A 14968-nucleotide genomic window follows, 5' to 3' on the forward strand; every position below is an offset into this window, starting at 1 on the left:
ACTTAAATGGCTTAATTGGTAGACCTCGAAAAACTGCACAAGTATAAATACTTATCGCAAAAGTGACATGCTCCCTTTGCGATCGGCCTGTTGTGGGAATGAATAGACTAAGATGCAGAGCGAAAAGACTTAAGGTAGCTATCAAGACAATCTGGCGTATCAGCATATTGAGATAACTCAGAAATAATGTTTCTTTTTGATAAAGATAGAACTACTTTGAATTTTCGAGTGAAATAAGGGTAGTTACCTTGGTTAGCTTCAGGCATCAGCTTTTGGAGAAAAGTGAGCATAAATTCAATCTCAAATTTACCTCTAAAACTTTTTTGTCTGGTACTACATCGTAACTCGGTTAACCTTGCATCTAATTCTTCTGGAGAGATGGTAATAGCACCCGGAAACATAGTATACAAATCATCAATTACGTACTTTTTTGTGATTTTATCCAACTCAATATTTACAAAACGCGACACACTTATATCCGAGATATTGAGTTCACTAGACTTATCTCTTTGGCACGCAATCCAAGTATTTAGCAATTCAACAGCATTATGGAACTCCTCTTGCAATTTTCTATACAAAGAAACACATCTTTCAAAATTGTCATCCGACTCCATCAGCTTAAATTCGGTTCTCAAAACCTCAGAAAAACACTGAACTGAGGTGTAGAAGTTTTCTATCGAGTAGCAGGGAGTTTCATATATTCCGTTTAAGCCGAGATCACTAATCGATTTATCAAAGTCTCTATCTATGAAATAAGCTGCTCTAATATTTGCATAATACTTTCTGGCTGAAAGCATTCTATGGATTCCTAAAACTCCTTCTTTGCCTTTACAAGACAAATGGACATCTTTTTCAGGTCTGATAATGTTTTTGATCCTGATTCCATAGTATTTACTATCTTCTCCTTCAAAAAAGCAATATAGTGCAAAGGGATATTGTTTATATAATCTAGTCAATTCAGTAAATATGACTACCGCCTTGTCTCGGGATGCCCTTAAAGTGTTTACAGACATTTATCTCTCTCGCACAAAAATATCTAGATCGTTAGCATTTGAATCTAGTTCGTTATCGAAGATGAATGGAGAATGAGTAGCTGCTAACAGTAATTTACATTTACCTGACTTCAAAATATCTGGAAGTAAAAGCTTTTGCCACTCTATAGAAAGCGATAACTCTGGTTCATCAAACAGCAAAATAAAGTCTTCGGAAGACTCTAAATAAATTCTGGAAAACAAAGATATAATTTGCTTTTCACCAGAAGAAAGGTTTTTAATATCAATCGGTTTTTTATTTCGAGTTTGAATTATTGATATGTCTACATTTGCCTGATCGTAAACAATACGTTTTTTATTTAAATACTCATTACATATTGTAGCAAACTGATTGATAGAATCATCCTTTTCTTTTTGCTGCTCATATAAACCAACTAATTTTGATAAGAAATAGACTAATTGCTCATATTCACCAGAGTTTATTTCTTTTGAACTCACCAGTTTTTCAATTTTACTTCGGTCAGAAATTGATATATTATTTTCACCAACACGGCTTAGAACTATATTTAAAGTCTCTGGTTGAATGCTGTCTCTCATTTCTTGAGTAATCGCAATACCCTCTACAAACTGAGTTAAAATTTCACCCGTCACTTTTGAAAATAAATTGAGTGCTGAGTTTTTAATTGTTGTTTTAATTTTGTCAAATCTATCAATTACATCATTCATTCCAAATTGGATCAGCTTACTTTCTCCTTCCCCAAGGCTTAATCGCTCAAATCTCTCATCTTCGTATCCTAAATTTTTTAAATCTTCTTCGATTCTTCTATAGGTTGGAAAATATAAAACTGACTCGTTCAAGTTTTCTTGAATAGTGGCTATACTTTTAAAAATTTCACTTTTTTGCTCTATTTTTTTCTCACCTCTAACTTTTAAACTCCATTCTCTCATCAAGCTGTTCAAGTATTTAGATGGAATAGATATAGAATATCTATCTATTAATTCAAGTATGCGTCTCCGAGCCAATTCAGAGGATGAACTTTTCCTGAGTTCTCTCTGCAACATATCTATTTCTCGAATAGGTAAATATCGTCTAAGAACAGACCAAGTATCAAAAAGATCAGGATCATACAACGAATTTAAGTCACTTTTTTTGATTTCAACACTAACCCCAGATGTAAATTCAAGAACCACTGACTCAAACTCTACAGTGCTTAATTTATCAAACTTACAGGAAATTGAATAGTAAAGTATATTGAGAATGGTAGTTTTCCCCGAACCATTTTCTGCAATCAGAATTACTGCTTCTTTATCAAAAGGTATCGCCACATCCTTAAAGCCAAATAAGCCGTTAATTGCAAACGACTTTAACTGGCTGGAGTTGGGGTGTTCACCTAGCAGCATAGTTAAGTTTTCCAGCTTTTGAACTTTTATCCATCATAGTCAACAATCAGAGACACAACATCGGCATAACTGTTCATCACACTGCAACTGCGGTCTAGTACGCCATTATAGCGTATGAAACCGCAATAGTTTCCACTTACCAATCTTGGCTGCACAGTCGGCGGCCGGCTAAGACCCGTACTTGCTCGTCTGCGTCGGAAACTGCAAGCGATCGCAACAAAGGCAAAACACCCGGATTTTCGGGATAATGTTCGATAATCGCTTCGAGTGCTGTAAATCGTGGATTGTAAGGAAAAGAACCGTTTCGATCGTCAACATCGTTCAAAGCCCGATCGCGCAAAAACTCAAACATTCCCGCCTCGTCTTTCCATCCCCGCATTAACTCTACCAGAGCGATCGCCCGCACCTGCGAATCCTCATCCTGTTGAGCTCTATTTTTGAGCCACTCAAAAATCGGCGACTGATTTGTTCGCCCACGCGCTAACTTTTGCAAAGCGATTTGTCTCACAGCGGGACTCTCATCGCCCTCTGCTTTAGCCTCCAGCAGCATCCAAGTTTCAGGATTGTCCGGCCAGTTGCAAGCGAGTTCAAGCACCGCCGCTGGACGAACAAGCGCATCGCTAGAATCAAGCTGAATTTTCAGCCAAGGCAAGGTTTCCGGGTCGTCGGGCCACCCCCGCACGATCGCCCGCACCAGCACGCTCAGCAGGTGAGAATCTTGCTCCGACTCGACCAGGCTTTTGAGGAAAGGCAGCGTCTCCGAACGGTGAGCCCAGCGTCTTGCTATCTGCTGCACGGCAGTTTCTCTGACGTTCAGGTGTCTGTCTGACTCGGCGAGATTTTGCAACCAGCCAAAGACTTCGAGACTGGCTGACGGCAGTGCGGCGACAGCTTCCACTACTACTTGCCGCACAGTCCAGTAATCCTCGGAATCAGCTATTTTTTGCAGCAGGGGCAGGGTTTCTGGGTGGTCGGGCCAACCTGCGGCTATCCCTTGTAGGGCAATTTCTCGCAGTTCGCTGTCGCGATCGCTCGTAGCTATATTTTTCAAAAAAGTCAGAGTTTCGGGGTTCCCGGGCCAGCCAGAGGCAATTGCTTGCACTGCTGACCGCCGGACGCTCGAACTCGCGTCGGACTCGGCGAGACTTTTGAGCAGCGGGTAAATGTCTGCTTCGCCGGGCCAGCGCGAGGCCAATTCTTCGATCGCCGCTGTCCGCACTTCTTGGCTGCTGTCGGATGCGGCTAGAGTTTTCAGCAGCAGGCAAACATCGGGCACGGCGGGCCAGCCCGCTGCCAACTCCCGCACCGCTACTGTTCGCAGGATAGAACTTCCTGTCTGGGCAAGGTTTTTGAGCAGGGAGAAAGTGCTTAAAACGCTGTGCCAACCTCTGGCTATTTCTTGCCACGCACAGACTCGCACTCCCAAATTTTCGTCGGATTCGGCGGCGGTTCTCAGCAGCAGCAAGGTATCTGTGCGATCGGGCCAATTTGAGGCCAACTGTTCGAGTGCTGCGGTGCGGACTGCGGGACTTCGATCGGACTGAGCCAAAGCAGTCAGCAGCGACCAGGTATCGCTGCTGTCTGGCCAACCCGAAGCCATTTCTCGCACACAGGTCGATCGCACTGCCCAACTTTTATCTAATTTGGCTAGTTTTTTGAGCATCAGGTAAATTTCTCGATCGTCTGGCCAGCCGCGGGCTATTGCTTTGACTGCGGTGGCCCGGACTTCGCCGCTGTCGCTGGAGTGAGCGAGTATTTTCAGCCAAGGCAGGGTTTGCGGGTCGTTTTTCCAAGTTTGGGCGATCGCCGCGATCGATCGATGTCGAATTTGATAAGTTTCCTGCAATTCTTGAGCGCTTTGATAAAGAATCAGGAAACCCGTGCCGTAGTGCGATAACTTTTTTAAAGCGTTTAACAGTTTTATTTCTGTTGTTTTATTAACGTCATTTTTAACTTTTAACAGGCATTGTGCTGCTAAAAACAAATTAATAAATTTTTCTTCTTGACCGTTTTGATCTGTGAGATATTCTATAATTTCGCTCGCTGTTTCTTTGTCGAGCTTGGCTGCAATTTCTCTGAGGACTTCATGAAAAGATTCGTCCCGCCAGTGCTGGCCGAAAACTTGTGTCTTGAGTTCGCCCCAAGTCAGTTGACCTATTTTGAGTTGCGCGTGGATTAACTCTGCCACTGTCTGGGGATTATTTTCGGAAACAAGTTTTTTTAACAACATACCCATATCCTGCCCTTCGAGTTTGTTTGCATTAAAAATCCGAAACCACATCCAGTATTAGCTTAGAGTTTTTTGAGCCTTCCTGGAGCAGGTCGCCGATCGACTCCATTTTATACCAAAACTACTTGGTCGCGCCCCAATGCAAAATTCGCCACCACCCACAGGAATGTTAGGTGTTGGCGGATGGCGATCGAACCATTAAGCCGCTGAATCTAGCTAACAGCTACTTGGACGCGATCGGCTGCAACCCGAACCGTAAAAGTCGGAATTTTTACCGTTTCATCGTCCAAACACTGGCCCGTAGCCAAGCTAAAATTCTGCTTGTAAATCGGAGAAGCAACTTTCAAAGTGCCGCTGCGATCGCCCACAATTCCCCGCGACAAAACAAAAGCTTTGCTAAACGGGTCGTAATTGCTAAGCGCATAAACTTCCTCCCCGTTTCCCACTCGGAAAATCGCCACTTGTTCGCCTTTAACTAAAGCGCAAACTCCAGTATAAGGGGCGATCGCATCCAGAGAGCACACATCTACCCAAGTTGTTACTGTATCACAAACTGATAGCGATTGAACCATTTTATTTTCCTGTTAATTTACTTCAATCTTGCTCCCTCCCCTGATTCAAGGGGAGGGCTGGGGAGGGGTTATTCCGAAACTCCAACCAGAGCCTTTTCATGCTCGTTAGCCGGCCGCGTTTGTCCCCTTTCCTCGACGCGAACAATACTCGGATCTGGCAAATCGGAATTCACAAAATGCCGGAACCGCTGCACCTTTTGCGGGTCTTCAACCGTAGTTTTCCACTCGCATTGATAAGTATTCACCAAGTGTTCCATCTGCGCTTCCAACTCATCACAAATTCCGAGAGAATCTTCAATTATCACCTGCTTCAAGTATTCAATCCCGCCCTCAAGTTTGTTCAACCAAGTAGCAGTGCGTTCCAATCTGTCGGCCGTGCGGATGTAGAAAACTAAGAATCGATCGATATACTTAATCAGCGTTTCCTTATCGATATCCGTAGCCAGCAAAACCGCGTGCTGCGGCTTAATTCCCCCGTTGCCGCACACGTACAAATTCCAACCATTCTCAGTAGCAATTATCCCAAAATCCTTGCTTTGAGCTTCCGCGCATTCGCGAGTGCAACCAGAGACAGCAGATTTGAGCTTGTGGGGCGATCGCAAACCGCGATACCGCAATTCAACTTCGATCGCCAAACTCGTAGAATCCTGCACCCCAAAACGGCACCAAGTGCTGCCAACACAAGATTTTACAGTACGCAGAGCCTTACCGTAAGCGTGTCCCGACTCAAATCCCGCATCAATCAACCGGCGCCAAATATGCGGCAACTGATCCACGCGAGCTCCAAACAAATCAATCCGCTGCCCGCCAGTAATCTTAGTATAAAGCCCAAACTCCTTAGCAACTTCCCCCAAAACAATCAACTTATCCGGCGTGATTTCTCCCCCCGGTATTCGGGGCACCACCGAATAAGTACCGTCGCGCTGAATGTTTGCCAAAAAGTAATCGTTCGTATCTTGCAAACCGACGTGAGGCTTCTCTAAAATATGGTCATTCCAAGTAGAAGCCAGCATCGAACCAACAGCAGGCTTGCAAATTTCGCAACCCTTACCTTTGCCGTGTCTTTCAATCAACTCTTCAAAGGTTTTAATCTCTTGAGAACGCACCAAATGGTACAATTCTTGACGGGAATATTCAAAATGTTCGCAGAGGTGATTTTTGACAGCGAACCCGGCTTTTTTCATCTCCGATTTGAAGATATCCGTCACCAAAGGCACGCACCCGCCGCAGCCCGTACCAGCTTGAGTACATTTTTTGACGCTGGCAACATCGGTTAAATTGCGATCGCGAATCGCCTCGCAAATCTGCCCTTTGCTGACATTATTGCAAGAACAAATTTGAGCCGAATCCGGCAAACTGTCCACACCCAAGCCCGCAGGTACTCCGCCAGATCGCGGTGGCATTAACAAATCTTCAGGATGCGGCGGCAAAGAAATTTCATTTTGCATGAATTGCAGCAAAGTGCCGTAAGCAGAAGCATCTCCAACGAGAATCCCGCCTAAAATCCGGCTGCCGTCTTGATTTAAAACTAATTTTTTGTAAATGCCTTGAAAGGTGTCAGCAACAACAATTTCTTTAGCATCTGCGGATTTAGCAAAAGCATCTCCAAAACTAGCGACATCCACCCCCAATAATTTGAGTTTAGTGGACATATCCGCACCTGTAAAAGTGCTTGTGGGACGGGCATCTTGCCCGTCATCCGCTGCACGGCTCAAAATATCTGCCGCTACGCCAGCCATTGTATACCCAGGCGCAACTAAGCCGTAGATGCGATTTTGATAAAGCGCGCATTCTCCGATCGCGTAAATGTCAGGATCGGAAGTTTGGCAGCTATCATTAATCACAATGCCGCCGCGTTCTCCTACTTCTATACCGCAACTTCTCGCAATTTCATCGCGGGGGCGAATGCCAGCAGAAAACACAATCATATCTGTTGCCAATTCCGAACCGTCAGCAAACAGCATTTTAGTAACTTTGCCATCTTCGCTAACAATTTCTGTGGTAGATTTGCTGGTGTGAACCGAAACCCCCAACTCTTCTATTTTGCTGCGGAGAATCGCACCGCCAACCTCGTCAACTTGCAAGGGCATCAGCCGCGATGCAAACTCAACCACATGAGTTTTCAACCCCATATTTTGGATAGCATTGGCGCATTCTAAGCCCAACAAACCGCCGCCGATTACTACACCGACTTGGCAATCTTTAGCGTGTTCTGACATCGCCTCCAAGTCGTCAATTGTCCGGTAAACGAAAGTGCCGGCAGTATCTTTGCCTTTGATCGGCGGTACAAATGGATAGGAACCGGTGGCGAGGACAATTTTGTCGTAGGGAACTTCTAAACCGTTGGCTGAAGAGACTGTTTTCTGTTCCCGATTGATGGCGACTGCTTTGTCGCCGATGTGAATCTTTATGTCATTTTGGTGATAAAATCCAGGTGCAACTAAAGATAAATCTCCCGCTGTTTTGCCAGAGAAAAATCCGCTGAGGTTTACGCGATCGTAAGCAACGCGCGGTTCTTCACAAAAAGTAATTAAATTCCAGCGTTTGGCAGCATCTGAGTTGACCATTAACTCTAGGAACTTGTGACCTACCATGCCATTGCCGATTACAATGAGGTTTTTTTTGGCTGTCATTAGAATCTCTTTTATCCCGTTTATCAGTCGTTGGGTTTATTAATATAAGACTTTATGGTTAAATTTTGTATTTATAGATACAAAAAATTGATGTTTATGCAATTGTTGAATGCTCCCGATTGCATTTGTGCATGATGTGTGCGATCGAGTTAAGTAGGGTGCGTCAGTCGATTTTAGATTTTAGATTTTAGATTTTAAATTTTAGATTTACTCCACAGTTAAGTAGGGTGCGTCACGTCTTTTTGACAAAACGATTAACATTTTTACTGTGACGCACCCTACACTTTTCTAATTTTTAATTAATTATTTAAGCTCCCATGCCAGAATACTGCTTCAAACCCTGCCGCCAAAGCCAGCGATTCCACACAAAAAACACCGCACCCCAACCCAGCATCACCAACAAACCGCGGCCTACATCTACGGGCAATCCTATCAAGATTGAAGCGGGAAAATGAATCAAATAAGGAAACGGCGTCCACAAAACTACTTCGCGCACGGGTGCGGGAAACACTTCTAGCGGCGCGATAAGTCCCGATAAAAACAGGTAAATTAAAAACCAGAATTGCTCGATCGCACTTGCCCTTTCCAGCCAAAAAGCAAACAGTGCAAAGGTATACTGTATCAAGAACCGCAAGCAAAAAGCCAAGACGACAACCAACAAAAATAGCAAAAACCTGCCCAAACTCGGCAGCCAAAAAGACTGTGGGTAAAGTGCAAAAAACAGCAGCACTAATCCAAATACAAACGGCAGCCTCGCAAACCTTTCGGAAACGTGAGAGGCAAAGTGATGCCATACCGGATCGAGAGGCTGCAACAATCTATTAGATAGCCTGCCTTGTACTACTTCCTTTTCAAACTCCCAAATCACCCAAACTACATTGGTTTGCCTCACAATGAAAGCCGCTAAAAAATAACGGGCAAAGTCGATCGCGTTCAGCCCGAATTGACCAGTTTGAGCCGCCTGCATCCAGACGCCCATCAATATAAACGGCAAAGCTCCCGACAGCACCCATAAAAGCAATTCTGCTCGATATTCGAGCATATAAGCGTAGTAGGTAATTAGTAAAGTTTTAGCAATTCTGATGAATCGTGTCATATCAATTTTAGGTTTTAGATTTTTCAGTTGTTGTAAGGTGCGCATTGCGCACCCTACAAGTATAGTTTGTGCGTTAATTATGTTACACTTTTCCCGTGCGAAACACTCTACCAATTACCTCTTCAATGGGCGGATCGGTAACAGTCAAATCAATCACTTCCAACTCCGCCAAAATTTTCGACACGCTCACCGTCAGCTCTTCCCTTTTGACCAAAAAACGTACTAAATTTCCCTCAATTGATTCTACCTCGCCGTAACCAAAAGCGCTATCTTTTGACAGCGGATGAGCTAATTCTATCTGAACTTCCCGATAAGGTGCAAACCTGTCGAGCAATCCGTCCAAACTGCCATCATAAACTAATTGACCTTCATGGATCAACAAAACGCGCTTGCACAAAGCAGTAATATCAGCCATGTAGTGACTTGTCAGCAGCACCGTTGCTTGATAGCGCTCGTTATATTCCCGCAGAAATTGCCTGACGCTAAACTGTGCGTTTATATCCAAACCTAAAGTCGGTTCATCTAAAAATAATACCTCCGGCTGGTGCAGCAGCGCCGCCATCAATTCAGCTTTCATGCGTTCGCCTAAAGAAAGCTTTCGTACCGCCTGATTTAACTTGCCTTCTAGTGACAGCATCTCTGTCAATTCTCCGATTCGCCGCCGATAATCTGCATCGGGAATGCCGTAGACTGCGGCATTGATTCGCAGAGAGTCGAGCACGGGTAAATCCCAAATTAACTGCTGTTTTTGTCCCATGACTAGGGTGATTTTTTGCAGAAAATCTGCTTCGCGGCGAAAAGGAGTGCGATCGCACACTCTCACAGTACCAGCAGACGGATAAATCAAACCAGTCAGCATTTTCAGCGTAGTAGTTTTGCCCGCACCGTTAGCGCCGAGAAACCCCACCACTTCCCCAGGTTCAATACTGAAAGAAACGCCCTCAACTGCTTTGATATTGCGGTAAGTGCGGTTAAAAAAGTGTCGCAGTGTTCCTTTAAGTCCCGGTTCTTTAATCGCTACCGGATAAACTTTGCTCAAGTCTTCAACTAAGATAATTGGCATTGGCTCAAATTTTAACTTTTATTTTAATCTAAGATACTTCCACCAGGCTTGTGCCAAGATGGAGCTGTCTAGTAGGGTGCGCCAGCGATTGCTCGATCGCGCTGCACAACAAGTAACTGTGTTCTGGCGCACCCTACTAATCTCTAGAATATTGCAAGATATCCACGATCGCATCGCACAAAACTTACAACTATGGTACTCACCCCAGATAATTCAGGCATCTCTCGTTTGGTAGGAGACAATTCTGCTGAAAATATTACACTGGCACCAGGACAACTTGCTAGTTTTCCTGGGGGAATTTGGATGCTGGGCGGTAATGATACTGTCAGGGGCGCGTCAGATGCAGAACGGATTTTCGGCAACGATGGTAAAGACAGTCTGTTAGGCGGTGTCGGCAGTGATTCTATTTACGGCGGCAAAGATGATGACGATGTTTTGGGAGAAAATGGCGACGATTTCTTGACAGGGGATAGAAATAGCGATTTCCTTGACGGTGGCGCGGGAAATGATTTCTTGCGCGGCGGACAAGGTGTGGATTTGTTAGTCGGCGGTGACGGCAACGATACTTTAATTGGCGACAGAGATGTGGATATTTACAAAGGTGGTGGGGGGAGCGATGTCTTTGTTTTTCGAGTCGATCAAGCGGGAATCAGAGTAGTTGGCATTGAAGTTCCTGACGCGGTAATTGTGGATTTTGATAAGTCTAGCGATTTGATTGGAATTAGTGTGGCCTTTACCAGCAGCAATATCTCCTTTGAACAGGTAAATTATAGCTTAAACGATCCGAGGCTGCTGGTGATCGATCCTGCAACTATATCGGGGGGAACGAGTTTGTTGGCCAAGGGTGGCATCTCGCAGGGAACTCTCGATCCCGATGGTAACGGCCGCGTTGAAGCTACTAATATTAGATTCGGTTTTACTAATGCTTTGTTGGGTACTGTGTTGAATGTAACGCCAGCCGATTTAAACGGTCGTTTGATTAGTGCTAATTCTTTGCTTTGAAGCAGCTAATTGATTAATTATCTCTCAAGAACGGGCAAGATGCCTGTTCTTCAGTTGCCCTTTTCCATTGCCCACTGCATCAAACCGGGGAATAACCGATAAGCTTCCGACGCGAAAAAAGCAGGGCCGACGGTAATTTCTGCACGCTGATTTTTCACAGCATCCCAGATAGCTTTAGCAATATCTTCCGGCTGATTTGCCCAGTCAGATTTTAGCATTTGGCTCATTTGCTGGCGGCGCAATTCGACTGCGGGTTCGTCTCGATCGCGAAATTGAGCTCTTTCTAAAAAATCGCTGTTAATCAAGCCCGGATGCACGGCGCAAACGTGAATGCCTTGAGGCGCTAATTCCAACCGCAAAGTTTCTGTTAAACCCGTTACTGCATATTTGCTGGCGCAATAAGCAGTCATTTGAGGCAAGGGCATTTTGCCGCCAATGGAACCAACATTGACTATTGTCCCAGTTTTTCGTTCCAGAAAATGTGGCAAAATTTCTTGAATTGTGTTAACGCAGCCCCAAAAATTGGTATTCATTAATTGCTGCCAGTCTTCGGAGGTAGTTTGCTCGATCGCCCCCGCGAGACAAATGCCGGCATTGTTAACCAAAACATCGATGTTCCCGCAGGCATCTAGGGCTTTTTGGACGATCGCGCGCACTTGTTGAATGTCGCCAACATCCCCCGCAATAGCGACAGCGGAAGTGCCTTCGCGCTGCACTTGAGCCGCTGCTGCTGCCAATCTCTCTGGCTGGCGGGCCACCATCACCACATCGTAACCTTTACTTGCAAATAAAATTGCTGTTGCTTTGCCGCTTCCTTGAGAAGCGCCTGTAATCAAAACTGTAGGAGCCATAGATAGTTATAAATTGTAAGTGGGGAAATGGTTTGCTGCGGTATTGAAACTATAACAGAGGTCATCTAATTTTAGGCGCGCTCTACATTAATATTTCTTGAGTAGATCAATTTTTTGCGATCGGCGATCGGGCTTTTTTAACGAACCGCGAAGACGCTTATGAGGCGAAGGAAGACAGGAGAAGGGAATAGAATAGAAAGTGTTCAGGATTTGTGCAAAAATTGCTCTGTAAATTTTATTTTTGGTAATTACTCACATCTTGCAACATTCTCAATAAGCTTTTTATGAACAGGCAAGATGCCTGTTCCACAAAGAGTGAATTTTCTTGTGGAACAGGCATCTTGCCTGTTTCGGGCAATGGTGCAACATCTCAGTAATTACCAATTACCAATTACCAAAAAAATGAATCTTCCGAAACAACCGCCGAATTGGTCGATCGCCCTATTGTTAATTATCGGTGTTTTAGCCGTCTCAACTGCCTCAATCTTAATTAGGCTGGCTAACTTTTCAGCAGGCGCGGGTGGCTTTGGTTTCAGCCTGGTACTCGCCGCTTCTCGCCTGACTTTATCTGCTTTAATTTTGCTTCCTGCTTGGCGGAAAATTCAGTGGAACGCCCTGCAACCGGGAGCTCGGCGCTATGCTGCTGCTGCGGGTTTGTGTCTCGCCCTGCACTTTGCCCTGTGGATTACCTCACTTTCTTATACTTCGATCGCCGCCTCGACTGCCCTCGTCACCACAAATCCCGTCTGGGTAGCGCTTTTGTCGCGCTTCTGGTTCGGCGAAAAACTCAGCAAAATGTCGATCGCTGGCATTACTATAGCCCTTGCAGGGGGAATGGCGATCGCTGGCGGGAGTGCGGGCGCACCCGAGGCCGGCAGCAGCCAACTGCTGGGCGATTTCCTTGCTCTGGCTGGTTCCTGGGCCGTTAGCTTGTATTTGCTGCTGGGCCGGGAAGCTCAGCGGCGGGGACTGGGAATTGGTGGCTATATCGCGATCGCCTATACTGTTGCTGCGATCGTCCTGCTGCCTCTCCCCCTCGCCTTCGGCACCAGTTATACCAATTATCCGCACATTGTATATTTTTATATTTTGTTAACGGCCGCTTTGCCTCAATTAGTCGGCCACACTATTTTAAACTGGGCTGTAGTGCAGATTTCCCCAACTCTAGTAACTCTTGCTATCTTGTTTGAACCGGTTGGCGCGAGTTGTTTGGGTTATTTGCTGTTTGGGGAAGTGCCCGCGCCGGCGGTACTCGCAGGTGCTGCGGTGCTGCTGTTGGGGGTAGCAACCGCTACCGTCGGAGCCCAAAAATCGCAGTCAACAGTTAACAGTTAAGAGTTTTCAACATTGCCACTACAGTTGCCGTGAGTCAGGATAGAACAGATTAGGGCTTAAAGACACAAATAACTCGTCAGTTAAATATCAGTTGGGCAATGCCGTGTCCTACGGGGATCGATCGATCTGAGATGTACTTCATAAACTTGCCATCTGCTGTATCAAATGTCTCACTACCGACAACGGACAACGGACAACGGACAACTGACAACGGACAACGGACAACGGACAACGGACAACTGACAACCGATCCTCGGGTGCCTTTCGGAAAATAAAATTATGCTGCCAGAACAACTACAGCGCATTATCGGCTACTTTCTCGAAGAAGCCGCAGAACACATCCAAATCATCGAACAAGGCTTGCAGGGTATGCAAAACACCGTGCCAGCTCCCCAAAGGATACATCAGCTCATCCGAGCCTCGCACTCGATTAAAGGGGGAGCAGCTATGCTCGGATTTAGCAGCATTCAGCGAATAGCCCACCGCTTGGAGGATTATTTAAAACTGCTCAGAGAATGTCCGATCGCCGTTGATAGCAGGCTGCAATCGCTGTTAATCGAAGTTTTTGATATTTTAGCAGCCCTCGTGTCCAAGGTTTCTAAGGGTTTTGGGCCGGACCACGAAGACGCAAACCAAATGCTCTCCCTCGCCGAACCGGTTTTTGACGAACTCGACGCTTACCTGAGAGTGCGAATTCCCACTCGCGTGACTGTGAGGGCTACTACGGACGAACATATTCACATTTTCTCCGGTTACTGCACCTCCCCGGGCGAATTTTCCTCCGCCATTGCTTCGCGCGTCGGTTTGCTCGGAGGTACTATTACCCGCCACGAGCAGGAAGGCGAGGGCATTCGCCTTTGTATGGACATTTACCTGCCGCCTTACAGCAGGATCGAAAACATCCGCGAAGCTGTCGAACTCTCAGGCGCTGCGATCGGGACTGTTCAGACGCAGCGCGACTTTTCGCTGCTGGCGGCTGGGGATTATCCGGTTTACCAAAGTGCGATCGAACCTCCGGCAATTTGCATCGGATGCCGCTACTATTACGGCAGAAGCGACGGCGGCTACCTGCTCAACTGCACGATCCATCCCCGCGGCCCGGAAACAGAAGATTGTCGCGATCGCGAACCGGAATAAGCAGTAGAAAATCTGGACTCTGAGCCCTGATTTGGAATCAGGGAAAACTTTCTTCTCAAACCAATATTCTCCCTGACATTTTTCACATTACTCCCGGCCAAATTCTTTTTTAGTTCCTAGATAACTAACTCCTTCTCTCCCAGATAACTAAATCCTTCTTCTTTCTGAAAGCTCCACTAACAACTGATACCGCAACTCGAATTAATTGCATCATGCTTGCAGGATGAGCGATCGCCCAGACATTGATTGTCAAACAAGTGATTCCCATAACTAGCAAGATGTATGTCGGAGGCATTACTACCCCGATCGCGAACCAGGTAAAAACGTGAAATATCATTGCTGTAGCCCAAATGCCGGCCACAACCGCAGACCCCCAAACTTGTATTCGAGGTCGGTTTAGTCCTGTCAAAATCGCTGTCTGCAAAGTAGTCAGCAAGTTTGCCGGAACTAAAAATGCACAGATACCTATGCAGTAGGTATAAGAAAACTCAGTAACTGTATTGAAGTCGAGCATTAGTCTAATTGTCGGGCCTGTTGGATATACTTAAAGAGCTTAACGTGACTTGACTTTTAGATCGTGTCACCCTTACTTTAACTTAATATTTTCGTCAGTAGGCCGCTCTGGAGACGCATTTCTCTCCCCCTTTTCCTGCTTG

At 45.7% G+C, this 14968-nt stretch carries 12 protein-coding genes; 3 read left to right on the forward strand and 9 right to left on the reverse strand.

The genetic code is table 11. The annotated features are described in order from the left end of the window. Positions 1–107 precede the first annotated feature (107 nt). The 7 genes from QUA02_RS13965 to QUA02_RS13995 form a co-directional block, all read right to left on the reverse strand. The gene (locus tag QUA02_RS13965; RefSeq protein WP_333028598.1) at positions 108–1013 is read right to left on the reverse strand and encodes a DUF4435 domain-containing protein; all 906 of its coding nucleotides are present in this window, start codon (positions 1011–1013) and stop codon (positions 108–110) included. Next, positions 1014–2393, reverse strand: coding sequence for an AAA family ATPase (locus QUA02_RS13970; RefSeq protein WP_333028600.1), 1380 nt, complete (start codon positions 2391–2393; stop codon positions 1014–1016). A 136-nt stretch (positions 2394–2529) separates the two neighbouring features. Continuing rightward, entirely contained in the window at positions 2530–4623 is a 2094-nt protein-coding gene (locus QUA02_RS13975) for a HEAT repeat domain-containing protein (protein WP_333028602.1), read from the reverse strand. Positions 4624–4835: 212 nt separating this feature from the next. Then, a complete protein-coding gene (gene nirD, locus QUA02_RS13980) occupies positions 4836–5195 on the reverse strand; it encodes a nitrite reductase small subunit NirD (RefSeq protein ID WP_333028604.1) in 360 nt (119 codons plus the stop codon). Between the two features lie 68 nt (positions 5196–5263). Then, positions 5264–7828, reverse strand: a complete 2565-nt coding sequence (gene nirB, locus QUA02_RS13985; protein ID WP_333028605.1) for a nitrite reductase large subunit NirB — start codon at positions 7826–7828, stop codon at positions 5264–5266. A gap of 307 nt (positions 7829–8135) precedes the next feature. After that, a complete protein-coding gene (locus tag QUA02_RS13990; protein ID WP_333028607.1) occupies positions 8136–8924 on the reverse strand; it encodes an ABC transporter permease in 789 nt (262 codons plus the stop codon). Positions 8925–9006: 82 nt separating this feature from the next. Then, the gene (locus QUA02_RS13995; RefSeq protein ID WP_333028609.1) at positions 9007–9987 is read right to left on the reverse strand and encodes an ABC transporter ATP-binding protein; all 981 of its coding nucleotides are present in this window, start codon (positions 9985–9987) and stop codon (positions 9007–9009) included. A 192-nt stretch (positions 9988–10179) separates the two neighbouring features. Here QUA02_RS13995 and QUA02_RS14000 point away from each other — a divergent pair, with 192 nt between their 5' ends. Then, positions 10180–10989: a calcium-binding protein gene (locus QUA02_RS14000; RefSeq protein ID WP_333028611.1), complete on the forward strand. Its 810-nt coding sequence runs from the start codon at positions 10180–10182 to the stop codon at positions 10987–10989. A 50-nt stretch (positions 10990–11039) separates the two neighbouring features. On the opposite strand, the gene QUA02_RS14005 is transcribed toward QUA02_RS14000, so the two are convergent. Further along, a complete protein-coding gene (locus tag QUA02_RS14005; RefSeq protein ID WP_333028612.1) occupies positions 11040–11840 on the reverse strand; it encodes an SDR family NAD(P)-dependent oxidoreductase in 801 nt (266 codons plus the stop codon). A 402-nt stretch (positions 11841–12242) separates the two neighbouring features. On the opposite strand from QUA02_RS14005, the gene QUA02_RS14010 reads away from it, so the two are divergent. Together QUA02_RS14010 and QUA02_RS14015 are read left to right on the forward strand one after the other, a co-directional pair. Next, a complete protein-coding gene (locus tag QUA02_RS14010) occupies positions 12243–13175 on the forward strand; it encodes a DMT family transporter (protein WP_333028613.1) in 933 nt (310 codons plus the stop codon). A 279-nt stretch (positions 13176–13454) separates the two neighbouring features. Next, positions 13455–14312, forward strand: coding sequence for an Hpt domain-containing protein (locus tag QUA02_RS14015; protein WP_333028615.1), 858 nt, complete (start codon positions 13455–13457; stop codon positions 14310–14312). Positions 14313–14436: 124 nt separating this feature from the next. Here the strand turns inward: QUA02_RS14015 and QUA02_RS14020 are convergent, their stop codons facing one another. After that, complete coding sequence (locus tag QUA02_RS14020; protein WP_333028618.1) at positions 14437–14826, reverse strand: hypothetical protein; 390 nt, start codon at positions 14824–14826, stop codon at positions 14437–14439. Positions 14827–14968: the final 142 nt, after the last annotated feature.

Origin of the sequence: Microcoleus pseudofavosus SVA1_A4, assembly GCF_036700565.1 — a bacterium.
In the GTDB taxonomy this organism is placed as follows: Bacteria; Cyanobacteriota; Cyanobacteriia; order Cyanobacteriales; family Microcoleaceae; genus Microcoleus.

Bases quoted from the DNA above. Each gene is read 5' to 3' on its own strand.
- QUA02_RS14010 (WP_333028613.1), top strand. From the start codon at position 12,243: ATGAATCTTCCGAAACAACCGCCGAATTGGTCGATCGCCCTATTGTTA.
- QUA02_RS13990 (WP_333028607.1), bottom strand. From the start codon at position 8,924: ATGACACGATTCATCAGAATTGCTAAAACTTTACTAATTACCTACTAC.
- nirD (WP_333028604.1), bottom strand. From the start codon at position 5,195: ATGGTTCAATCGCTATCAGTTTGTGATACAGTAACAACTTGGGTAGAT.
- QUA02_RS14015 (WP_333028615.1), top strand. From the start codon at position 13,455: ATGCTGCCAGAACAACTACAGCGCATTATCGGCTACTTTCTCGAAGAA.
- QUA02_RS13965 (WP_333028598.1), bottom strand. From the start codon at position 1,013: ATGTCTGTAAACACTTTAAGGGCATCCCGAGACAAGGCGGTAGTCATA.
- QUA02_RS13970 (WP_333028600.1), bottom strand. From the start codon at position 2,393: ATGCTGCTAGGTGAACACCCCAACTCCAGCCAGTTAAAGTCGTTTGCA.
- QUA02_RS14020 (WP_333028618.1), bottom strand. From the start codon at position 14,826: ATGCTCGACTTCAATACAGTTACTGAGTTTTCTTATACCTACTGCATA.
- QUA02_RS13975 (WP_333028602.1), bottom strand. From the start codon at position 4,623: ATGTTGTTAAAAAAACTTGTTTCCGAAAATAATCCCCAGACAGTGGCA.
- QUA02_RS14000 (WP_333028611.1), top strand. From the start codon at position 10,180: ATGGTACTCACCCCAGATAATTCAGGCATCTCTCGTTTGGTAGGAGAC.
- QUA02_RS13995 (WP_333028609.1), bottom strand. From the start codon at position 9,987: ATGCCAATTATCTTAGTTGAAGACTTGAGCAAAGTTTATCCGGTAGCG.
- QUA02_RS14005 (WP_333028612.1), bottom strand. From the start codon at position 11,840: ATGGCTCCTACAGTTTTGATTACAGGCGCTTCTCAAGGAAGCGGCAAA.
- nirB (WP_333028605.1), bottom strand. From the start codon at position 7,828: ATGACAGCCAAAAAAAACCTCATTGTAATCGGCAATGGCATGGTAGGT.